The organism is Streptomyces sp. NBC_01017, from assembly GCF_045162795.1.
Lineage (GTDB): Bacteria > Actinomycetota > Actinomycetes > Streptomycetales > Streptomycetaceae > Streptomyces > Streptomyces machairae.
Map to the genome: position 1 here is coordinate 3,763,675 of NZ_CP108683.1, position 21,074 is coordinate 3,784,748.

Consider the following 21,074-nt stretch of genomic DNA (forward strand, 5'->3'; position numbering starts at 1 on the left):
AGAGTCTCTGCTCTGCGTGCGTAGGTTGCTTGGGGTGCTTGCGTTGCTCGGGTGCTTGCGTTGCTTGCCTTGTGCCGGCCGGTCGCGTCAGCGCGCGGTCAGCCCCCAGACCACGGCCAGTGCCGCGGAGGGGGCGAGCGAGCCCACTCCCCAGCGGATGGCGCGGTACTTGGCGGTGAGGATCGAGCTGGCGTCCACGGCCTGGACGAGCAGCCACGCGGCCGGATCGCGCCCGGCCTCGGCGACCCGGGCGGACAGCTCCGCCAGGTCGCGGGCGGCCACCAGATCGCCGAAGTACGTCACCTCGTCCCGGCCGCGGACCGTGCCGGTGCGCGGCATCAGCGCCCCGACCAGCGCGGACACCGCGACGGCCCAGAGCACCCCGGAGAGGATCAGCGTCACGTCGGCGAACCCGTCCCACCTCGGGGTGCCGTGCCAGCCGACCAGGAACGCGGGCAGCGCGAGCGTCCCCGAGAGCAGCACGGCCGCCTTGGAGTCGGCCCGGCCGAGGTCCTCCCGGGCGGAGTTCAGCAGCCGTTCCGCGATGCGCTCCCCCGCCCGGTCGTGGTGGTGCCGACCCCCGTCCGGCACGGGCACGACCGGGTCGGGGGAGGTGCGTGCCGCCCCGTCGGCGCTCATCGGTCCTCTTCCGCCCAGGACCAGCCGTCGTCCTCGGCACGGCGGCGGCGCGGCGGCTCCCGGTCGTCGTCCACCGGGTAGAGCTCGGGCCGGTGGGTCGGGCGCCGGTCGGCCCGGGTGCGCGGGTCGTCGTATTCGGGTTCGTCCTGCGGGTAGTAGGGCTCCGGCCGGTAGGTCTGCCGGGGCGTGCGGGAGCGCGGGTCGTCGTCCTGGGGGTCCGCCCCCGGGTACGGCTCGGGCCGGTGGGTCCGCTGCCGGGCAGGGACACGCGGATCGTCGTAATCGGCCTCGTCGCGCGGGGAGTAGGGCTCCGGACGGTAGGTCTGCCGGGGCGTGCGGGAGCGCGGGTCGTCGTAATCGGCGTCGTCGCGCGGGGAGTAGGGCTCCGGACGGTAGGTCGGACGCCGGGCGGGGACGCGCCGGTCCTCGTGGTCGCGGTCGTCGTCCGGGTAGGGGTCGGGCCGGTGCGTCCGGCGCCGGCCCGGGGCGCGCCCGTCGTCGTGAACGGGGTCGTCGTCCGGGTACGGGGCCGGCCGTTGGCTCGCGCGCCGGCTGCGGGTGCCCGGTGTGGCGTACTCGGCGTCGTAGTCGGCGTCGTAGTCGCCCTCCCCTCCCCGGTACGGCTCCGTCCGGTCGGGGTCTCGCCGGTCCGGCCCCCGCCGGTCGGCGCCCCGTCCGTCGGACCGCCGGTCGGGCTCGCCCCGGGAGGGCTCCGCCCGCTGGGGGCGCCGTCTGGGCGGCTCGTCCGAGGCCCAGTCCGGGTTGAACGGACGGCCGGAGGACGCCTCCAGCTCCCGGGGCCGACGAGCGGGCACCGTCCCGATGGGACCCACCATGGGCCGTCCGTCGCCCTGGTTGAGGAGGTTCAGGACCTGCGTCTCCACGTCCACGGTGGCGAGTTCGCCGCGGGATGCCATGGCGAAGAGCCGGGCGACCCGGTCCTTCTCGTCCTGCCTGCCCTCCTGGCGGATCTTCTCCAGGAAGTCCTTGGCCCCCTCGGGGTCGGCCGCGAGCATGAAGCTGAGCTGTTCCAGCTCCCCGCCCTGCAACATGCGCCGGTACGACTCCTGCCGCAGCCGGATCACCTTGGCCTGGGCGTGCGCGTCCCGTTCCTCGTCGGCGTGCTCGATGGTCCGGTCGTCCACCCGCAGCCGGACGTACAGCCGTACCCGCAGACCGAGTTCGGAGCCCAGGTCGGCCCAGCGGCCGCCCGCGCACTCGCGTGTGATGGCGCGGTTGGCCTGTTCGGCCTCGGTCACCCGGTAGGTGGTGGTGACCTCACGCAGCCGTTCCAGCACCGGGGAGGTGAGCCGGTTGGCGACGTCGGTGACGACCTCCAGGGCGGCCAGGTGCGGGTCGGTGACGGCCCACTGGATGTCCACCTCGGCCTTGAAGAAGGTGGTGCCGCCGGCGGCCGGGAGCTCCATCTGGAGCGGTGTCACATAGGTGCCGAGCGCGATCTCGCACATGCTGTGCGTCCGGGCCAGCACCGGCCTGTCGACATGCTGGACCCCGGAGGCCCTCTTCACCGTGTAGCCGCCGTTCCGGTAGAACTGCACCAGCGCCGACCGGGGACTCACCTTGGGGAACCCGTCCGTCAGCGTGTTGAAGTCCCGAAGGAACGGACCCGCGGGCCCCGCGGGGTCGGCGCCGACCGCCTCGTCCCCGTCGAGCGCCTCGTCCTCGTTCTCAGCCATGCCTCTCCTCCTCGCGGGTCCTCTCCCGGCGCGGCCGGTCCTGACGCGGCCGCTCCTGACGCGGCCTGTCCGGATGCGGCCGGTGCGGACCCGGCCACTCATGACGCCGCCGGTCCTGGCGCGGCCCGTCCTGCCTCGCCCGCTCTTCCGGCGCGACGGCGAGCCACCACAGGTCGCGTGCGTCCGCGTCGGGGAGCGGCTTCTCCGGGTCGCTCATCATTCGGCGCAGCAGCCAGTCCAGCCGCCGCCGGTCGTGCTCCTCGGTCGCCAGCGCGGGCAGCAGCTCCGCCAGCCCCGGCCGGGTCCACTCGGTGCCGTCCTTGCGCACGGCCGACCGCAGCAGTTCCTCCAGCGCGTCCATCGCCACGTCCTTCGACCGCGCCGTGTTCAGCGCGGTCCACATCAAGTCGGCCATCGGCTCGACGAGTTCGGGCCGGATGGCGGCGAGGGCGAGCGCGACCGGCCAGTCCCCGCGGTCCGCCCAGGGGGAATCGCTGTCGTCCCCCAGGGAGTCGGGGTCCATCAGCAGCTCGTCCACCGTCGTCAGCGCCAGCCGGACGGTCGCCGCGAGCCCCAGGTCCTGGTACGGCTCGCGCTTGTGGTGGGTCCACTCGGCCATCCGCGCCAGCACCTCGGCGGCGTCCGGCAGCACCAGCAGCCGTACGACGTTGTGGGAGGCGACGGTGACCAGTTCCCCCTCGTCACGGACCCCGATGCGGGCCAGGGCGTCCAGGGTGTCGTCCATGGTGGCCGCGGCGTTGCCGTACCCCAGCGCCCAGGCCGCGCTCCAGCGCTGCGACGGGGTGCCCTTCTTGCTCCAGTCGCCGATCAGCCGGTGCACGGCCTTGCGGTGCGAGGCGTGGCCGGCCGCCTGGTCCAGCGTGGTGGCCGCGAAGATCAGCCGGCGGTTCGTGGTCGCCTCGGCGAGGGGGCGGATCAGTTCCGTGTAGCCGTGGTCGAAGTCCCGTACGCACAGCTCTCCGGCGGCGACCGCGGCGCGCATCCACACCTGGTCGCGCGGGTCGTCCGCCAGCTGCCGCAGCCAGCGCACCACCGGCGCCCGGACCGGGAAGTGCCGGTCCCACAACTCGGTGAGCACCGCGGACGGCAGGGCGGATCCCCGGTACCAGATCAGCCGGGCCGGCACCTCGTGCCCGTCCACCTCGACCTTGCCTTCGGTGAGTTCGGCACGCGAGAGCGCCCGGTCGGCTTCCGGGTCGTCGCAGAACAGCGGGCGGGCCGGGGTGCTGTCCGGGTCCGACTGCACGGACAGTTCCCAGGTCAGCAGGTGCGCGGCGGCGGCAACGGCACTGTGCGAGGCCCCGCCGAGTACGGCGAGCGCGATCCGGAACGCCACCGGGTGGAACAGCGTCGCCGTACCCGACCGTCCCGGGTTCCGGTCCCCGCGCTCCGCCTCGGCCGGCCGGGCCGTCAGCGCCCGGTCCACTCCGGCGAACCACTCCTGGGCCTGTACGGCGGCCAGGCTCCGGCACCCGTCCAGCAGCGCGTCTCGGGAGACATCCCCCAGCACGTGCCCGGCCAGCAGCGATGCGAAGACCTCGGCCTCGGCGGGCCGCAGATCCTTCAGTCCGACGGCGTTCCTGACCTCCTCCCGGTCCGCGACCCGCTCGGCGCGGGCCAGCAGGTCGGCGGGCGCGGTGTCGTCCTCCCCGGCTCCGGCGGCGTGCTCCTCCAGCCGCTCGCGCAGCCGGGTGGCGAGGAGTTCCTCGGTCGGCGCGGGCGGGCAGATCATGCCGTACCGCCCGGCGAGCAGCGGATTCGCCGCCGACCCGACCGTCACGACGATCACCGCGAAGGCCTCGCAGCGGGCCAGGGCGGCGGCGAGCTCGTCGAGGTCCATCTCGTCCGGGGGCAGTGCTCCGGGCCGGGTGAGGGACAGCTCCAGCAGATACCCGACGCCGGCCCGCGCCTCCTCGCCCTCACCGCCCCGCGACTCGTCCAGCGACGCGGCCAACTGCCGTACCCCGCCGTCCGGATCGACCCTGAGCACCCGGGAGCCGGCCGGGGGCTCCGCGTCCGGGCCGGTGCCGGTGCCGTTCGCCGCCGAGGTGGTGACCTCGTCGAGGAGCGAGAGCGCCGTACTGGTACGTCCGGTACCGGGCGCGGCACCGAGCACCAGCAGCCGCCGGGCGCGGAGCGCGGTGCGCAGCCGGACGTACCCCTCGGGTTCGACGTGGGCCCGGCGGAGCCTGCGCAGTTCGTCCTCGGGCACGGGTCCGCTGCGCATGCCCGCGCCGAACCGGCGGGCGCCGAGCCGCAGGTTGATGTCGCCGATGTGGGCGTTGTTGAAGTACGAGCGGTCGAAGCGGTGCAGGTCCCGGCCGACGTCGAACAGCAGCCGGGTGGCCCGGCGGGTGCGGGCGGCGGCGGCGAGGTCGGTGGGCCCGTCCTCGCCCTGGTCCTCGGCGAGGGGATCGCGGGTGTACGCCTTGAACCGCCCGGCGGCGCGCTCCCGTTCCTTCTCCCGCTCGTCCTCCTCGTCCTCCGCCTCGTCCTCGGCGGACTTCTCGTCGTCGTCCTCGCCCTCGTCGTCCCGGGACTTGTCGTCCCTGGCCTGCTTCTTGTCGTCGCCGGCCTTCTTGTCGCCGGCCTTCCGGTCCCCGGCCTTCCGGTCGCCGGACCTCTTGTCGTCGGCCTTCTTGTCGTCGGCGTCGGACGACCGGCCACCGGCCGGCTTCTCGGGGGCGTCGTCGGCCGCGCCGCCCGCCTGCTCGTCGTCGCTCACTCGGCTCAGCCCCTCCCCTGCTCGGCGTCGCGGCCGGTGTTCCGGCCGATGTGCACGTTGCCCTGGTACTCGTTGTCGTGGTGATGGGACATGTCGCCGATGACGTTGTAATGAATGCCGACGCCACCGGGCCGATGACCGGCCATGCCGTCGCCCACGACCTCGAACTCGTCGTTGTCGTCGAACTCCTCGGCGTCGTCGGACTCGTCACCGTTGACGGCGTGCAGGGGGCCGCCGGCGGCAGCGGACGACGACGGTGAAGGGGACGGCGAAGGCGACGGCGACGGCGATGGCGACGGCGGTGCAGGGTCGGGCTCCGGGATCACCGGAGCGGTCCGCCCGGGCAGATGGAACCAGGCGGTGACCTCGCCCTCCTTCAGCTCCAGCCGGGCCGGCGAGTAGTGCGCGGGCTCGATGAACTTGCCGCCGGCGCCGACCACGTCGTCGTACAGGGACTGGGACGTCACCAGCACCAGGTCGGCCTTCTCGGCGTCGAGCAGCCGGCGGGCGACGGTGGAGTCGGCCAGCCTGCAGGCGAGGTCGACGGCGCGTCCGCTGATGCCCCGGCCGTCGTGCCGTACGGGACCGACATGCATGCCGATGCGCAGCCCGAGGGGCACGGCCAGGCCACGGTTCTCGTCCCGCAGCTTCTCGTGCACCTCGATCAGCCACAGGCCGAGCAGCCGGCTCGCCGCGATCCGCCCCGGCACCGACAGCAGCACCCCGTCGCCGCGGTCCTCCAGGTGTACGGCGTCCCGCGCCACTTTGGCGTGGGCGAACGCCGTCTCCAGCACGCGGTAGATGCGCTCGCGCATCCGCACCTTGTCGACGTCGTCGTAGGCGCCGGAACGTCTGGCGTCGACGCTGATCACCAACTCGTAGTGCGCTTCGGTGATGTCCAGAGCGTCGTGGTTCACCCGTGCCCCCTGCATGTTCCGTCCTTGCCGAAGAGTGGTTCGTCGTGCCGAAGAAGTGGTTCGTGGTGCCGAAGGGAGGTGGTTCGTCGTGCCGAAGAGAGGTCGTTCGTCCCGGCGAAGAGGTCCTTCGTCCCGCCGGGCAAGTGGTTCGTCCTGGCGAAGGCGTGGTCCGTCCTGCCGGAGAAACGCTCCGTCCCTTCAGCGTCGGGCCGGGGAGGAGTGGCGTCTGTAGCCGTTTACACACGGCGGGGCGCGGGTTTACTCCTGATGACCGTCCGCGAGAAGGGCCAGCAGTGCGGGGTCGAGGATCTCGACCATGCGGTTGCCGGTGCGGACGATGTTCTGCGTGCGCAGGAGGCGCAGGGCCTTGGCGACGGCTTCCCGGGTGGCCCCGATCGTGGCGGCCAGCTCGTCCTGGGCGAGGTGCACGACGGGGCCGGAGGCGGAGGGGTCACTCGAAGGACCCGCTCCGGAAGGGGTGTACGGGCCGGCGGGTTCGGCTCCCGAGAGTTCGATGAGCCGGCTGGCCAGGCGCTGGAGCACGGTGAGCGAGGCGAGCGCGGACCGCTCCTGGTCGGCGCTGCGGAGGCGGAAGGTGAGCTGACGTATCACCAGGCCGCTAACCCTGGGATGCAGGGCGAGGAAACGACGAAACGCATCCCCGGATATGACCTGGGCCTCTATGGGGCCCAGCGCGCGCACGGTGGCGCTGCGGGGATGCGGGTCCAACGCGGCCATCTCCCCGAGGAGTTCACCCGGGCCGCGCAGGCCGAGTATCAGCCGGGTGGCCCCACGGTCCGTCACCACGGACACCGTCACCCACCCCCGCATGATGATCACGACATGACTGGACCGGTCGCCCTCCGTGAGGAGGTGGGCGTCGGCCGGGAAACGCTTCCGGCTGCCGAGGGCCATGACGCTCTCGCGCTCCTGGGCAGTCAGTGCGTGAGCGAATGCCAGCTCATTGCCGAGCAGTCCCATGGCCGGTCCCCCGCCGCATTCCGGACGCCTGGATTTTCGATGGGTGTAGATGCTGGCAGAGCGATGTTCCGGGTCGAGTGAATTGCGCCACACCGGGGGTACTGACCGGTACTTGAGGAATGCCAGGTAGATCACCCTGTCCTCGACATCCCCGTCGCACCCCACTCAGGGGGCGCACATCACAGAGCGTGCGCCCCCTGTCTGCGCCTTTGAGAACGACCTTGAGGTCAACCCCGGCGCACGAACGACCGTCGGCCCCGGAGGCCGATAATCGGCCTACTGAGGAGGAGTTGGCGCAAACTCGGGTTTGTGGCGTGGATGCCTTGGTGGCGAGGTGAGGGCAATGTGAGCGGACGGTGAGTCGGCCGATCCCGGGACGCCCACCCAAAAGCCCTTCTAGGCTGGACACTTCGAGCACGAGGGGGTGAGCGGCATGGCGGGACGGCCGGAGAGCGCCGCCGGGGTTGTGGCGGTGGTACAGCGGATCTTCCGGGGCGGGCTGCTGAGCGGGCAGTCGGCCATCGCGCGGGACCTGGAGTCGTGGACCGCGGCGACCGCCTCCGACCTGCGGGCCCGCTTCGTGGACCAGCCGGACTCGTCGTCGGACACGTTCCTCGTCAAGCTGCGGCGCCAGCTCGACGGCGCGCCAGCGGCGACGATCGCCCTCGCGGCCGAGCTGCTGTTCGTGAACATGGCCCCGCTGGTGCCCGAGCAGATCGGCATCAGGAAGAAGCTCCAGATCCTCGACGAGGTCCTGTCCTGGGCCGACCTGGATGCGGCGACGATCGACGTCGATCTGGAGACCGCGCTGACAGGCTTCCTGCACGGCGGACAGGGCTTTCTGAACTACCGGTGGGCGCAGTTCCAGATCCTGGTCCTGCTGGTGGAGCGGATCGCCGCGAGGCCCCTGCCCGAGCGGGAGGCACTGCTGAACGACCCGTGGGCCCTGCGGGACGAGTGCCTCGACGTGCAGCGGTCGGTGGGACACAAGAAGGGCCGCGCCCAGATCCACGTCCTGCTGTACACGCTCTTCCCGGCAACCTTCCAGCCGATCGCCAGCGCCTACCACAAGCAGGAGATCGTCAAGGCGTTCGCTGACGAGCTCCCGCAACCGTCCGGCGACGACGACCGCGACCTGCTGGAACTGCGCAGGACACTGGAGGAACAGACCGGCGAACACGTCGACTTCTACGACGAGCCCTGGGTCCGCCGATGGCGCGCAGGCACCGTCGAGCACGACCAGCGCGGCTGGCTCGTGCGCGGCTACAACGTCGACGGACGCAACTTCATCCCGGCCTGGATCGAGCACGGTTACTGCTCGGTGTCCTGGCGGGAGGTACCGGAGATCCCCGCCGACTCCACCAAGCAGGAGGTCCAGCGCGCGGTCGCCGACGCCATGCCGGAGGCCAGCACCCAGATGCGCGGCCAAGCCGCGTACCAGCTGCACGTCTTCCTCACCGTGATGCAGCCCGGCGACCTCGTGGTCACCGTCACCCCCGACGAGGTCCACGTCGGCACGGTCCAGGGCCCGGCGACGTACGACCCCTCGGACGGCCTCGACAACGCCCGCCGCCGGCACGTGAGTTGGGCGACGGCCGGACGGCCCCTCAACCGCGCGGAGCTGCCCGGGACGGTGCAGGCCCGCCTCCCGCTGCCGCCGACGGTGTACGACATCAGCAGCGTGGCCGCCGAGCTGGCGGAACGCGCGGGCCTGGAGGACGTCGTGGCCGAGGAACTCGTCGACGTCGACGTCACCAAGCCGCTCGAACTGCCGCCCGTCACCGAGGGACTCGCGACGCGGCTGCTGATGCCGCTCGACTGGCTGCGGGAGACGGCCGAACAGCTCCACGACCAGGGCCAGCTCGTCCTGCACGGCCCGCCCGGCACCGGCAAGACCTACCTCGCCCGCGCCCTCGCCCGGCACCTGGCCGGCCCCGACCGGGTGGAACTCGTGCAGTTCCACCCCTCCTACACCTACGAGGACTTCTTCGAGGGGTTCCGGCCCGTGCGGGGCGAGGACGGCTCGGTGGTGTTCGACGTCCTGCCGGGGCCGTTCAGGCTGCTCGCCGAGCGTGCCGCCAAGGACCCGGCGAACCCGTACATCCTGATCATCGACGAGATCAACCGGGCCAACCTGGCCAAGGTCTTCGGCGAGCTGTACTTCCTGCTGGAGTACCGCGAGGAGCCGGTCACCACCCAGTACAGCCCGCACGACCCCTTCCACCTGCCGGGCAACCTCTTCCTCATCGGCACGATGAACACCGCCGACCGCTCGATCGCGCTCGTCGACGCCGCCATGCGACGCCGCTTCGCCTTCCGCCGGCTCTCCCCCGAACAACCGCCGGTCCACGGCCTCCTGGACCGCTGGCTACGCGACCGCGGCCTCCCCGGCACCCCCGCCCGGCTGCTGGACGAACTCAACGCGCGACTGGGCGACGCCGACCGTGCCATCGGACCGTCGTACCTGATGAGACGGGGCGTGGACCGGCCCGAGGTGCTGGACCTCGTCTGGCGCACCCAGATCCTGCCCCTGCTGGAGGACCAGCTGTACGGCACGGGAGTCGACGTGGCGAAGGAGTACGGTCTCGACTCCCTGCACACGGCACTCGACTCGTGACCCAACTGAGCCTGGAGGTACGGGAGACCGGCCCCGGCACCGTCCGGGACCTGACCGCCGACCAGATCGCCGGCCTCCTGAGCGTGCCGGGACTGCTGCGGCTGACCCCGGCGGCGGGCGGCCGATGGCGGCTGACCGGCAACCAGAAAGTGGGCCTCATCCGGCTGCGCACCCCGGCCGGCGAGGCGATCCGAGTCCACCTCCGCCCCAAACTGGCCGTCCACGACCTGCTGTTCCTGCTCACCTACTCCCCCACCGACCCCTGGCACCCGGACGACGTCACGGCCGCCGCCTCGAACGACCTGCTGCCGGCCCTGACGGACCTGCTCGCCCGCACCGCACGCCGCACCCTGGACGCCGGAGTGCTGCACGGCTACCGCACGGTCGAGGAGGAACTGCCCCTGCTGCGCGGCCGGATCCGCACCGCCGACCAACTGCGCCGCGTGGGCATGCCGCTCCCCGTCGCGGTCCGCTACGACGACCACACCCCGGACATCGCCGAGAACCGCATCCTGCTCGCCGCCCTGCACCTCGCCGCCCGGCTCCCGGGCGTCCCCGTCCCCACCACCCTCACCCTGCGCCACCTCGCCGACCACCTCAGCGGCGTCCAGCACATGCCGCCCGGCGCACCCCTGCCGCGCTGGACACCGACCCGCCTCAACTCCCGCTACCGACACGCACTGCGCCTGGCGGAGCTGCTGCTGTCGGCACGTTCCGTACGCCCGGACGGCGAGGCGACCGTGACGGTGGACGGCTTCCTGCTCGACATGCCGAAGGTCTTCGAGCGGTTCCTGGAGGACACACTGCGCGCGGCCCTCTCCCCCCAGGGCATCAGATGCGCCGCCCAGGAGGGCCACCACCGCCTCGACGAGGCCGGGCAGGTGCGCTTCCGGCCGGACCTGGTGCTGTACCGCTCCGGCCGCCCGGTCTCGGTCGTGGACGCGAAGTACGCCCACCTCGACACCACGCCCCGCACGGAGCACATGTTCCAACTGCTCGCCTACTGCACGGCACTCGGCCTCCACCAGGGCCACCTGGTGTACGCGGCCGCATCCCAGGACTCCCCGAGCGCCCCCACCCACCACACCATCCGCCGAGCCGGCATCACGGTCACGACCCACGCCGTCGACCTGGCCCAACCCCCCGCGGACCTCCTCAGCACGGTCACGGAGCTGGCGACACGAATAGCGATGTTCTGCCCCCACGAAGGAGGGGCATACACCAATTCCAACTCCCATCCCCCCACTGACACTGACACTTGAAGGAGCCTCCCCCCATGCTCCGCGGCATCGATGTAAGCGCGTACCAGTCCTCGTCCTACGACACGGACGGCCTCTCCTTCGTCTTCATCAAGGCGACGGAGGGCCGCTCCTACATCAACCCCAAACTCACCGCCCAGACCAAACGCGCCCGCGACGCCGGCCTGGTCGTCGGCTTCTACCACTTCCTGTGGCCCGGCAACCTCTCCGCCCAGGCCGACTACTTCGTCAGCAAGGCCCCCGAGAAGGCGGGCGACATCCTCGCCGTCGACTGGGAGACGACGAGCGAGGGGACGCATGCGAGCAACGCGGAGAAGGACCTGTTCATCAGGAAGGTGAAGGAGAAGCGACCTAACAATCCGGTCGTTCTGTACTGTAATCGCAATTACTGGCTCAATGTGGACACCACGTCCTATGCCGGAGACGGCCTCTGGATCGCCGACTACGTCACCGCGGGCAAGCCCCGCATCCAGGCCAAGTGGCGCTTCCACCAGTACACGGACAACCCGCTGGACAAGAACGTCGCGAACTTCGCGAGCAAGGCGGCTCTGCGCGAGTGGGCCGAGAACGCCTGACGGCGGTTCCGGCGGCGGACATGGCGAAGGGGTGCCCTCCGCCGCTCGGGCGGAGGGCACCCCTCCCACACGTCACTTGTTCAGGTGGGACCAGAACTCGTCGAACGACAGCAGCTTGTCGCCGTTGAGGTCGCGGCTCTTGATGATCGCCTCGGCGACCGCCTCGGTCACGTTCCAGTCGCCGCCCTGAGCGAGGGCGGACTTGAACTCGGCGGCGGTGATGGTGCCGTCCCCGTCCGCATCGATGCGCTCGAACTGCTTGCGTGCTTCCTCGATGTCGATGTGCGCCACCGGTCCGCCCCTTTACTCGCGTTTTGCTCGCGTCTGTCGTGTTGTGCTGGCATGCTGCCGCAGGTCAGATTAACCGCCCGCCCGCGCCTCCAGCGCGGCGACCACCAGGCGAGCTCCATACGTGCGCCGATGCGGGCCGGTCAAGGGGCAGGACGGGGCGGCCGTGGCGGAGACCTTGCAGGAAATTCTGGAGGCGGTGGCGCGGGGTGTCTTCCCGCCCGAGGACGGCCGTACGACGGTCGTGCCCCAGCCCTCGGCCCGGAACGCGGGCGTCCTCGCCTTCACGGCGCACTCCGTCGTGTTCACGGACGAGGATCCGGATTGGGTGTACGCCGCACTGCGCCACGTCGGCTGCGACGCGCTGGCCGCGCCGATGAACCCGCGCTTCCTGGCGGCGCTCGTGGAGCGGACGGGGCGCGCGTCGGAGACCATCGACGCGGTTCTGGTCGGCTCCCCGCTGCCGGGTGAGCCGCCGATCGCGCTGAAGGAGATCGAGGACGCCGAGCACCCCCGCGTCGGCTACGCCCGACGCCGGCGGGACGACGTACGCGCGTGGGCGGTGGAGGGCGGCGTGCTGGTGACGGGGCGCGGGGTCGCGGGCCGCCTGGAGGTCTCGGTCGAGGTGGACGAGGGCGTACGGCACCGGGGGCTGGGGCGACTGCTGGTGAGCGCGGCCCGGCATGTCGTCACGGAGCCGCTGTGGGCGCAGGTCGCGCCGGGGAACGCCCGCAGTGTGCGGGCGTTCCAGGCGGCCGGCTACCGGCCGGTCGGCGCGGAGCTGCTGCTGCACGCCTGGTAGGCGTCAGTGCCAGGCCTCGAAGTGCGGGTTGCTCCGGCAGTCGCTCATGATCTCGACCTTGGTGGTCTTGTCCACCGGACAGGCACCGATGACGTACTTCCGGTCGATGCCGCCGGGGAAGGCGACCTCCACCTGGTCGGCCCATTTGTGGGTGTCGCCGATGGTCTTGTTGACGTCGATGCCGCCGGGGGCGTCGATGTAGTAGTTCCAGCCCGACTTCCACCAAGTCTTGTAGAGGTCGTGGTCGTAGGTCGTGGAGACGTACGGGGAGGCCTGGTTGACCAGGACGTACTGCTCCAGGTCGTACTGGCCGTCGATGACGTCCCTGGGCCGGAAGCCCTCCTCGAAGACGATGTCCGGGCCGCGGCCGTCGGCGCGGTAGAGGGTGCCGCAGCCGGTGCGCCAGGCCGGTTCGGGGGTGATCCGGTCGACGTCGACGCGGCGGTCGGCGGCGGCCTGGATCGGGTCGTCGTACTGGACGGGACAGGCGGCGGCCGGGGCAGGGGCGGCGACCCTGACGGCGGCCGCGCGAGCCGGTGCGGGGGACTCGGGAGCCGTGGCGGCGGTGGTGGCGAGGACGGCCGAGAGGGACAGGACGGCGGCAGCGGCCCGCCGCCGCAGGCGAGTTGAGATCATGGGAAGCACGATCCCGGGCCGGTGACGGCGGGCCGTGGATCGTCACCCGTACGGCGGCGTGTCCGCTGAACGCCGGTCAACTGGCCGTCCGTCAGCGGAAGACGCCCGTGTGGCCGAGGGAGTAGCGGCCCGGCTGCGGGTAGACGGCGAGGCCGTGCGGGCCGCTGCCGACGGAGACGCGGGCGAGCTGTTCGCCGGTGCGGGTGTCGATGGCGTACACCTCGGAGTCGTAACGCCCCGACAGCCACAGCACCTTGCCGTCCGCGGAGACGCCGCCCATGTCGGGGCTGCCGCCGTCGGGGAGGTGCCACTTCTTGGTGATCTCGTTCTTGGTGAAGTCGAAGACGGAGACGGTGCCCTCGCCGCGGTTGGAGACGTACATCTCGCGGGAGTCGCGGCTGATGTAGAGGCCGTGGCAGCCCTTGCCGGTGGGCAGGAGGGTGGGTTCGGTGAACTTGTCGCCGTCCAGGACCCACATGCCGTGGGCCATCATGTCGGCGATGTAGAACCGCTTGCCGTCCGGTGAGACCTTGACGTCCTGCGGCATGGCCCCGTCGAAGGGCAGTTTCTGCTGTCCGACGACCTTCATCTTCTCGGTGTCGACCTTCAGCAACTCACCGCTGAACTCGCAGGACACGATGAAGTACCGCCCGTCCAGGGAGAAGTCGGCGTGGTTGACGCCGTAACAGGTGACCGGCTCGGTCCTGAGCCGCTTCATGGTGTGCGGGTCGCGGAAGACGAGTTCGCGGTCGAGGGAGGCCATGACGATGGCGTACTTGCCGTTGGGCGTGAAGTAGAGGTTGTACGGGTCGTGGACCTCGACCTCCTTGCCCGCCTTGCCGGTCTTCGGGTCGATGGGGGTGAGGGTGTGGCCTCGGTTGTTGTTGACCCAGAGGGTCTTCAGGTCCCAGGACGGGACGACGTGCTGGGGCTGGCGGCCCACGGGGATGGTCTCGACGATCTCGTACGTCTTCGGGTCGATGACGGAGACGGTGTCGGACTCGGTGTTCGGGACGTAGACGCGGGACGGGAAGTCCTTGACGACGGGGGAGAGCTTGTTGGGGCGGTCGGCGGCGTACACGTCCTTCGGGTCGAGTACGGGGGGCATGCCGGGCAGTCCCTGGACGGTGTCCTTCTTCGCCGGGGCGGGGATGGCGGCCTGGGTGCCGTGGCGGGGGTCCGTGGAGGGGCGGCTCTTGTCCTTGGGGGACTCCGTGCCGCAGGCAGCGAGGGCCAGGAGGCCGATGCCGGCGAGGAGGGTGCGGTGGGTGAGGTTCATCGGCAGGTCTTCCGGGGGTGGCTGGGAGGGCGGCGACTGCGACTATTTAATGAGCACTGGGTGGGAAAACGTGTTATTTACCCAATGCCGGGGTTACGCGGGTCGCCGTCGACCAGTTGATTCCGCCTCAAACGCCGGACGGGCAGGGGACCGCGCCGCCGCACCCGGCTGAACCGCCGGAGGCAACCGTCAGCGGTCCGCCACCCGCATCTCGAACCACGTCGTCTTGCCGCGCGGCAGCAGGTCCACGCCCCAGCGGTCGGAGAGTTTGTCGACCAGGAACAGGCCCCGGCCGCTGATGTCCATCTCCTGGACCGGCATAAGACAGGGCAGCCCCCGGGACGGGTCGCGGACCTCGATGCGGATCCAGCCGCGGCGGCGGCGCATGCGGAGGCCGAAGACGCGGGCGCCGGTGTGGCGGACGGCGTTGCCGACCAGTTCCGAGACGAGCAGGACCGCGTCCTCCGTCATCTTCGGGGTCAGGCCCCACTGACGCAGGACCACCACCTGTGTCAGTCGTCGCGCCGTGGCGGCCGATTCCGGGCGGGAGGGGAGCGGAACCTCCGCCTCCGTGGGATTGCCGAACAGCTCAAGCGCCTTCGCAGCAGTTTCGTCCTCGACCGCCGGCGACCAGCGCGCCGCGGTCGCACGGCTGTGTCCCCGCGGCTGTTCGATACCATCCAGCCCCGCCATGCCCCCATCATGGCCGCCCGCGGGGCCCTCCGGGGCCGTTCCGGAGGAATACATCCCCCGGAAGCGGTCATTCCGCGGGACCCGGTTGGCATATGACGGAGGCAGTTCGGAGCCATCCGCAGCCCAGCTGAGCTGCGACGAAGGGTCGGCTGGAGGCAATCGACAGGCTCCCTCGACAAGGCACGCTTAAGGCTGCCTTAAAGCTGCCATAAACCGCCCCATCGAGGGACCCGGATCAGACGTCCTGTCAATTGCAAGTGCTTCGGGGGAGTTTCAGACCCGGATTTCCCGACGTTCAGAGGAACTTGGCCTTGCCCGGCCCTTCCTCCACGAAGCTCCGCATACCCCGCTCCCGGTCCTCCGTGGCGAACAGGCCCGCGAACCAGCCCCGTTCCACCGCAAGGCCCGTCTCGATGTCCGTCTCCAGGCCCGTGTCGATCGACTCCTTCGCGGCACGCAGCGCGATCGCCGGCCCCTGAGCCAGCTTCGCCGCCCAGGCGTGCGCCTCGGCGTAGACCTGGTCCGGCGCCACCACGCGGTCCACGAGGCCCAAGTCCCGCGCCTCGTCAGCCTTCACCATACGGCCGGTGAAGATCAGGTCCTTCGCCTTCGACGGGCCGATCAGCCGGGCCAGCCGCTGGGTGCCGCCGGCGCCCGGGATCAGACCGAGCAGGATCTCCGGCTGGCCCAGCTTGGCGTTGTCCCCGGCGATCCGGAAGTCCGCGCACAGCGCCAACTCGCAGCCACCGCCGAGCGCGTAGCCCGTCACCGCCGCGACCACCGGCTTCGGGATCCGGGCCACCGCGGTGAACGACTCCTGCAGGGCCCGGGCGCGCAGGACCATCGCCGCATGGTCCATGGCCTGCATCTCCTTGATGTCCGCGCCCGCCGCGAACACCTTCTCCCCGCCGTAGATCACCACGGCCCGTACGTCATCACGACGGCCCGCCTCCTCGGCGAGCTCCTTGAGCCGGTCCTGGGTGGCGACGTCCAGCGCGTTCATCGGCGGGCGGTCGAGACGGAGGGTGCCGACGCCTTCGGCGACTTCGAGATTCACGGTCATGCCAGCAGGTTAACGGGGACTAACGGTTGCGGCTCGGGTGCGGTCGATCACACTCGGCCGGGGGTCTGGGGGTTGCCCCCCAGGCAAGCACAGCACGGGGACTAACGGTTGCGGCTCGGGTGCGGTCGATCACACTCGGCCGGGGGTCTGGGGGTTGCCCCCCCAGGCAAGCACAGCACGGGGACTAACGGCTGCGGCTCGGGTGCGGTCGATCACACTCGGCCGGGGGTCTGGGGGTTGCCCCCCAGGCAAGCACAGCACGGGGACTAACGGCTGCGGCTCGGGTGCGGTCGATCACACTCGGCCGGGGGTCTGGGGGTTGCCCCGTTACCTTTCTCATGGCCCTGCAACGGGGCGCCTGGCCCCCGGGTCCGGTATGGCTGTTTGCCCCCTGTCGAGGTGATGACCTGGGGGGTGTTGCCGCCGGGCTTCGGGGCACCGCTTGACCGCTGATGAGGGGCCTGACGACCGCCCGGGTCCGGTGCAACGCCGGGCCGCTTGCCGGGTGGCATGTCTGCGTAACGTGGTTGCCGGCGTGTGGTGCCGCAGGGACGGCCAGGAACTGCACATCGAGTACGCGTAGAAGGATCTGGGGGCACGTGAGCATGGTCGACACCGTCGATATACGTCTGTTCCTCGGTCTGGACCTGGGCAAGGAGTTCCACCACGCCCATGGTCTGACCGAGCAGGGCAAGACCGTCCACGACAAGCGGCTGCCGAATACCGAGCCGAAGCTGATCGAGCTGTTCACCAAGTTGGTGGCGAAGTTCGGCACCGTTCTGGTCGTGGTCGACCAGGTCGCCAATATCGGTGCCCTGCCGATCACCGCGGCCCGCGCGGCGGGCTGCCGGGTGGCCTACCTGCCCGGACTCTCGATGCGGCGGGCTGCCGACCTGTATCCCGGCGAGGCCAAGACCGATGCCCGCGACGCGTTCGTCATCGCCGACACCGCCCGCACCCTGCCGCACACCCTGCGCGCGATCGACCGCGACGACGAGACGCTGGCCGCGCTGACCATGCTCACCGGCTACGACAACGACCTGGCCGGCGAGGTCAACCGCACCACCAACCGGCTGCGCGGCCTGATCTCCCAGATCCACCCCTCCCTGGAACGCGTCCTGGGCAAGCGCCTGGCCTACCCATATGTCCAGGCCCTCCTGACCCGGCACGGCTCCCCCGCGAAGATCAGGAAGCTGGGCCGGGCCCGCTGCCAGGCCCTACTCACCGCGCATGGCTCGCGCAAGGCCAAGCACCTGACCGAGGAGATCTTCGAGGCACTGGCCGAGCAGACCCTGATCGTCCCGGGCACCGAGACGTCCGCGCTGATCGTGCCCGGCCTGGCCGCCCAGCTCGCCGCCGCCCACAGCCGGCGGCAGGCCACCGAGCGGGAGATCGCCGCCCTGCTGGAGGCCCTCCCTCTTTTCCACCTCCTGACGTCGCTGCCCGGCATGGGCGTCAGGACCACCGCTGCCGTGATCGTCGCGATCGGTGACGGCACCGGCTTCCCCACCGCCGGACACCTCGCCTCCTACGCCGGACTCGCCCCCGCCACCAAGTCCTCGGGCACCTCCATCCGCGGCGAGCACGCACCCCACCGCGGCAACCGGCTCCTCAAACGCGCCTTGTTCCAGGCCGCGTTCGCCGCGATCGGCTGCAAGTCCGATCCGTCCTCGCGGATCTACTACGACCGCCAACGCGCCCGCAACAAGACCCATACACAGGCGATCCTGCGACTGGCCAGGCAACGCGTGAACGTCATCCACGCGATGATCCGCACCGGCACCCTCTACGAACCCCGCACCCTAGGTCTCGCCGCCTGACACCCGCACCACCCCCTACCTGTTCCAGCCCGCTCCACCCCGCCACCGGCACGTCCACCCCTGCCAGGCGGCCACCAGGCTGCCCGCACCGCACCCGATTCACCGGGAACGTCCCGCTTCGCGGAACGTTCCCGAAAACCATCACGAACCCCTACAAGTCAACCCCGCCAGGGTTGACGAAACAGATAGGGGCACCCCCCCAGGCAGGCACAGCACGGACGGCACGGGGACCAACGCGTGCGGCCCCGGTGCCGTACCTCACACCAGGGCCGCACGCCGTTCAATTGGGCACTACGCCTTCCACTTCTCCCACGACATGTTCCAGCCGTTGAGGCCGTTCTCCGGGGCCACCGTCCCGTCCGCGGAGTTCTTCACGACCACCACGTCGCCGATCATCGAGTGGTTGTAGAACCACGCCGCCGGGGTGTCCTTGCTCCACGCGCCCTTGACGTCGCGCAGGCCGACGCAGCCGTGGCTGGCGTTGGTGTTGCCGAAAGCGCCGCCGGCCCAGTAGTTGCCGTGGATGAAGGTGCCGGAATCGGTCAGGCGGATGGCGTGCGGCACGTCCTTGATGTCGTACTCGCCCTCGTAGCCGACCGTGTCGCCGTTCATGCGGGTCTGGACGAACTTCTCGGTCATGACCATCTGGCCGTTCCAGGTCTCGTACCCGGGCGCCCCGGTGGTGACGGGGATGGTCTTCACGACCTTGCCGTCCTGCATGACCTTCATCTTCTTGGCCTTGGCGTCGACGACCGAGACCTGGTTGCGGCCGATGGTGAAGGTGACCTTCTTGTCCTGCTCGCCGTAGACGCCGTCGCGGCCCTCGACGCCGTCGAGGTTGAGGTCGACCGTGACCTTCGTGCCGGCCTTCCAGTACTTCTCGGGCCGGAAGTCGAGGCGGTCGTTGCCGAACCAGTGGCCCTCGACCTCGACGGCCGGCTCGGTCTTGATGGTGATGGCCTTCTCGACGTCCTCGGGGCTGGTGATGCCCCGGTCGAAGCGGATCGAGAACGGCATTCCGACACCGACCTTGGATCCGTCCTCGGGGGTGAACCGGCCGAGGAAGGTGTTCTTCGGTGTCAGGGTGGTGAAGTCGGCCTCCTTGGCGGCCTCCTGGCCGTCGGAGTCCTTGGCGACCGCATGCACGGTGTACTTCGTGGCGGCGGCGAGGTGCGTGGACGGCGTCCAGGTGGCGCCGTCGCCGGATATCTTCCCGGCTATCGCGTTGCCCTTGGTGTCCTTGACCTCGACGTCCGTCAGCCTGCCCTTGGCCGCGGTCACCTTCAGCGCCCCGCTGGTCTCGACGGACTTGGCGCCGTCCCCCGGAGCTATGGTCACGACGGCACGGGACTTCTTGGCCTCCGCCGTGGCGGAGTCGCCGCCCTTGCCGTCACCGGCCCCGGAGTCCGATCCGCCGCCCCCGCCGCACGCGGTGACGGCGAGCAGCAGCACTCCGGCCATCGCCGTCAGCCCCTTGCGCCCACGCCTCCCGCGCGCGTCAACCGACGCCCCCGATATCGGCCGCACGTTCAAGTCCTTCTCCCCTCCCCCGGGCCTGGTCAGGCCCGCGCGCCCGCGCATTTGCCACGCGCATCGGCGCATATTAACCACAAGGCCAGGGCGCCGACGCCGCGCGTTTGTCACCGTTCCGTTCCAACATCGACGGACGGTCGGCCGGGCGGCCAACCCACCCCCCTGTCCTGTTACTTCACCGCACTCCCCGTCTTCCACTCCTTCCAGCCCATATTCCATCCTCCGAGGCCATTGTCCGGAGCGACCTTTTTGTCATTGCTGCGGACGACCTCGACGACGTCCCCGACCAGGCTGCGGTCGAAGAACCAGCCCGCCGGCGTCTCCGAGCCGCCGCCCTTGACGTCCCTGAGCCCCACGCATCCGTGGCTGACATTGCTCCGTCCGAAGATGGAGGCGTCCGCCCAGTAGTTGCCGTGCAGGAAGGTGCCCGAGTTGGTCAGGCGCATGGCGTGCGGGACGTCCGGGATGTCGTACTCGCCCTTGCCGTCGGCCTTCTTGAAGCCGACCGTGGCGCCGTTCATACGGGTCAGTTCCAGCATCTCGGTGACCACCATCTTGCCGTTGTAGGTGGTGTTCTTCGGAGCGCCGGCCGTGATCGGCACGGTCGTCAGGAGCTCGCCGTCGCGCCGGACCTCCATGGTGTGCTTGGCCGCGTCGACGACGGAGACCTGGTGGCGGCCGACGGTGAAGGAGAACGTCTTGTACTGCTGCCCGTACACCCCGGGCGCCCCTTCGACGTCCCGCAGCCGCAGCGCGACGGTGACCTGGGTGCCGGGCTTCCAGTAGTGCTCGGGGCGGAAGTCGAGGCGGCCCGGGCCGAACCAGTGCGGGCGGATCTCCACGTCGGGTTCGGCGGTGACCTGGATGGCGCGTTCGACGGCGGCGCGGTTGACGATCTCGCGGTTGAAGTCCAGGGAGACGATCATTCCGGTGCCGACCGTGGAGCGGTTCTCCGGGGCGACGTATCCGATGAACCGCTCCTCGGGGACGTACGTGGTGAAGGTCGTGTGCCGTGCGCTGCGGCGTCCGTGGCCGTCGACGGCCACCGCGTCGATCGTGTACTTGGCGGCCAGCGCGAGCGCGGGGTCCTCGGGCTCCCAGCGCCGGCCGTCCGCGGAGATGTGCCCGGGCACCGGGGTGTCCTGGGCGTCCTGGGACTTGACGACCTTCACCGACTCCAGGCGTCCGCTGAGCACGCGGACCAGCAGCGGGTCGTCGGGGCGGGCGCTCTTGGACTCGTCGTCGGGCGTGACCCGGATGACGTCCTCGGGTGCCCGGGGTTTGCCCAGCGTCCGGTCCGTGCCACCGCCGTCCGAAGTACAGCCGGCAGCACCGGCCAGCAGTCCTGCCCATGTCAGTACGGCGGCCAACACGGCCCTCGCGCGCCGCGCGCGCCCTTGTACGTGCCTCACGAAGACCCCAACGACCGGGGTGGCCCTGGGGAAACGTGAGTGCGAGCCCGGCGGTGGGCAGAACAGTGGGGAGGACGACGCGATGGGGAGCCGCGGACCGGGACACCGTGGGCTCTC

Annotated in this window: 17 protein-coding genes; 5 read left to right on the forward strand and 12 right to left on the reverse strand. The window is 70.8% G+C overall.

Features of this window, described 5'->3' with window-relative positions; translation table 11 throughout:
* Window positions 1-87 precede the first annotated feature (87 nt).
* The 5 genes from OG331_RS17030 to OG331_RS17050 all read right to left on the reverse strand — a co-directional run bounded on the left by OG331_RS17030 (window position 88) and on the right by OG331_RS17050 (window position 6,980).
* Window positions 88-639: a Pycsar system effector family protein gene (locus OG331_RS17030; RefSeq protein WP_406196981.1), complete on the reverse strand. Its 552-nt coding sequence runs from the start codon at window positions 637-639 to the stop codon at window positions 88-90.
* A complete protein-coding gene (locus OG331_RS17035; RefSeq protein WP_406196984.1) occupies window positions 636-2,336 on the reverse strand; it encodes a hypothetical protein in 1,701 nt (566 codons plus the stop codon). Before OG331_RS17035 ends, OG331_RS17030 begins: the two co-directional genes overlap by 4 nt.
* Window positions 2,329-5,082, reverse strand: coding sequence for a hypothetical protein (locus OG331_RS17040; RefSeq protein WP_406196986.1), 2,754 nt, complete (start codon window positions 5,080-5,082; stop codon window positions 2,329-2,331). The genes OG331_RS17035 and OG331_RS17040 overlap by 8 nt, the downstream gene beginning before the upstream one ends.
* Before the next feature lie 5 nt (window positions 5,083-5,087).
* Window positions 5,088-6,014, reverse strand: coding sequence for a hypothetical protein (locus OG331_RS17045; RefSeq protein WP_406196989.1), 927 nt, complete (start codon window positions 6,012-6,014; stop codon window positions 5,088-5,090).
* Window positions 6,015-6,257: 243 nt separating this feature from the next.
* Window positions 6,258-6,980 carry a Crp/Fnr family transcriptional regulator gene (locus OG331_RS17050; protein ID WP_406196992.1) on the reverse strand — a complete coding sequence of 241 codons (723 nt, stop codon included), beginning with the start codon at window positions 6,978-6,980 and terminating at the stop codon, window positions 6,258-6,260.
* Between the two features lie 433 nt (window positions 6,981-7,413).
* Here OG331_RS17050 and OG331_RS17055 point away from each other — a divergent pair, with 433 nt between their 5' ends.
* The 3 genes from OG331_RS17055 to OG331_RS17065 are packed head-to-tail and all read left to right on the forward strand — an operon-like array spanning window position 7,414 to window position 11,431.
* Window positions 7,414-9,597 carry an McrB family protein gene (locus OG331_RS17055; protein ID WP_406196995.1) on the forward strand — a complete coding sequence of 728 codons (2,184 nt, stop codon included), beginning with the start codon at window positions 7,414-7,416 and terminating at the stop codon, window positions 9,595-9,597.
* Window positions 9,594-10,859: an McrC family protein gene (locus OG331_RS17060; protein ID WP_406196998.1), complete on the forward strand. Its 1,266-nt coding sequence runs from the start codon at window positions 9,594-9,596 to the stop codon at window positions 10,857-10,859. The genes OG331_RS17055 and OG331_RS17060 overlap by 4 nt, the downstream gene beginning before the upstream one ends.
* Window positions 10,860-10,873: 14 nt before the next feature.
* Window positions 10,874-11,431, forward strand: coding sequence for a glycoside hydrolase family 25 protein (locus tag OG331_RS17065; protein ID WP_328423224.1), 558 nt, complete (start codon window positions 10,874-10,876; stop codon window positions 11,429-11,431).
* A 72-nt stretch (window positions 11,432-11,503) separates the two neighbouring features.
* Here OG331_RS17065 and OG331_RS17070 read toward each other — a convergent pair whose 3' ends face one another.
* A complete protein-coding gene (locus OG331_RS17070) occupies window positions 11,504-11,722 on the reverse strand; it encodes an EF-hand domain-containing protein (protein ID WP_328879202.1) in 219 nt (72 codons plus the stop codon).
* A 163-nt stretch (window positions 11,723-11,885) separates the two neighbouring features.
* Here OG331_RS17070 and OG331_RS17075 point away from each other — a divergent pair, with 163 nt between their 5' ends.
* The gene (locus OG331_RS17075) at window positions 11,886-12,521 is read left to right on the forward strand and encodes a GNAT family N-acetyltransferase (protein WP_406197002.1); all 636 of its coding nucleotides are present in this window, start codon (window positions 11,886-11,888) and stop codon (window positions 12,519-12,521) included.
* A 3-nt stretch (window positions 12,522-12,524) separates the two neighbouring features.
* Here OG331_RS17075 and OG331_RS17080 read toward each other — a convergent pair whose 3' ends face one another.
* The 4 genes from OG331_RS17080 to OG331_RS17095 all read right to left on the reverse strand — a co-directional run bounded on the left by OG331_RS17080 (window position 12,525) and on the right by OG331_RS17095 (window position 16,192).
* Complete coding sequence (locus tag OG331_RS17080) at window positions 12,525-13,157, reverse strand: ADP-ribosyltransferase (RefSeq protein ID WP_406197005.1); 633 nt, start codon at window positions 13,155-13,157, stop codon at window positions 12,525-12,527.
* A gap of 91 nt (window positions 13,158-13,248) precedes the next feature.
* Entirely contained in the window at window positions 13,249-14,436 is a 1,188-nt protein-coding gene (locus OG331_RS17085) for a YncE family protein (protein WP_406197009.1), read from the reverse strand.
* Window positions 14,437-14,625: 189 nt separating this feature from the next.
* Window positions 14,626-15,129, reverse strand: a complete 504-nt coding sequence (locus OG331_RS17090; RefSeq protein WP_406197012.1) for an ATP-binding protein — start codon at window positions 15,127-15,129, stop codon at window positions 14,626-14,628.
* Between the two features lie 295 nt (window positions 15,130-15,424).
* On the reverse strand, window positions 15,425-16,192 hold the full coding sequence (locus OG331_RS17095; RefSeq protein ID WP_362384403.1) for an enoyl-CoA hydratase-related protein: 768 nt from the start codon (window positions 16,190-16,192) through the stop codon (window positions 15,425-15,427).
* Window positions 16,193-16,797: 605 nt separating this feature from the next.
* Between OG331_RS17095 and OG331_RS17100 the strand changes: the two genes are divergently transcribed.
* The gene (locus OG331_RS17100) at window positions 16,798-18,012 is read left to right on the forward strand and encodes an IS110 family transposase (protein ID WP_406209625.1); all 1,215 of its coding nucleotides are present in this window, start codon (window positions 16,798-16,800) and stop codon (window positions 18,010-18,012) included.
* A gap of 291 nt (window positions 18,013-18,303) precedes the next feature.
* Here the strand turns inward: OG331_RS17100 and OG331_RS17105 are convergent, their stop codons facing one another.
* Window positions 18,304-19,545, reverse strand: a complete 1,242-nt coding sequence (locus tag OG331_RS17105) for an Ig-like domain-containing protein (RefSeq protein WP_406197016.1) — start codon at window positions 19,543-19,545, stop codon at window positions 18,304-18,306.
* Window positions 19,546-19,715: 170 nt separating this feature from the next.
* Window positions 19,716-20,957, reverse strand: coding sequence for an Ig-like domain-containing protein (locus OG331_RS17110; RefSeq protein ID WP_406197019.1), 1,242 nt, complete (start codon window positions 20,955-20,957; stop codon window positions 19,716-19,718).
* Between the last annotated feature and the right edge of the window lie 117 nt (window positions 20,958-21,074).

Excerpts from the sequence above, each read along its gene's own strand:
- OG331_RS17030 (WP_406196981.1), bottom strand. The coding sequence starts at position 639 with ATGAGCGCCGACGGGGCGGCACGCACCTCCCCCGACCCGGTCGTGCCC.
- OG331_RS17035 (WP_406196984.1), bottom strand. The coding sequence starts at position 2,336 with ATGGCTGAGAACGAGGACGAGGCGCTCGACGGGGACGAGGCGGTCGGC.
- OG331_RS17045 (WP_406196989.1), bottom strand. The coding sequence starts at position 6,014 with ATGCAGGGGGCACGGGTGAACCACGACGCTCTGGACATCACCGAAGCG.
- OG331_RS17050 (WP_406196992.1), bottom strand. The coding sequence starts at position 6,980 with ATGGGACTGCTCGGCAATGAGCTGGCATTCGCTCACGCACTGACTGCC.
- OG331_RS17055 (WP_406196995.1), top strand. The coding sequence starts at position 7,414 with ATGGCGGGACGGCCGGAGAGCGCCGCCGGGGTTGTGGCGGTGGTACAG.
- OG331_RS17065 (WP_328423224.1), top strand. The coding sequence starts at position 10,874 with ATGCTCCGCGGCATCGATGTAAGCGCGTACCAGTCCTCGTCCTACGAC.
- OG331_RS17080 (WP_406197005.1), bottom strand. The coding sequence starts at position 13,157 with ATGATCTCAACTCGCCTGCGGCGGCGGGCCGCTGCCGCCGTCCTGTCC.
- OG331_RS17085 (WP_406197009.1), bottom strand. The coding sequence starts at position 14,436 with ATGAACCTCACCCACCGCACCCTCCTCGCCGGCATCGGCCTCCTGGCC.
- OG331_RS17090 (WP_406197012.1), bottom strand. The coding sequence starts at position 15,129 with ATGGCGGGGCTGGATGGTATCGAACAGCCGCGGGGACACAGCCGTGCG.
- OG331_RS17095 (WP_362384403.1), bottom strand. The coding sequence starts at position 16,192 with ATGACCGTGAATCTCGAAGTCGCCGAAGGCGTCGGCACCCTCCGTCTC.
- OG331_RS17100 (WP_406209625.1), top strand. The coding sequence starts at position 16,798 with ATGGTCGACACCGTCGATATACGTCTGTTCCTCGGTCTGGACCTGGGC.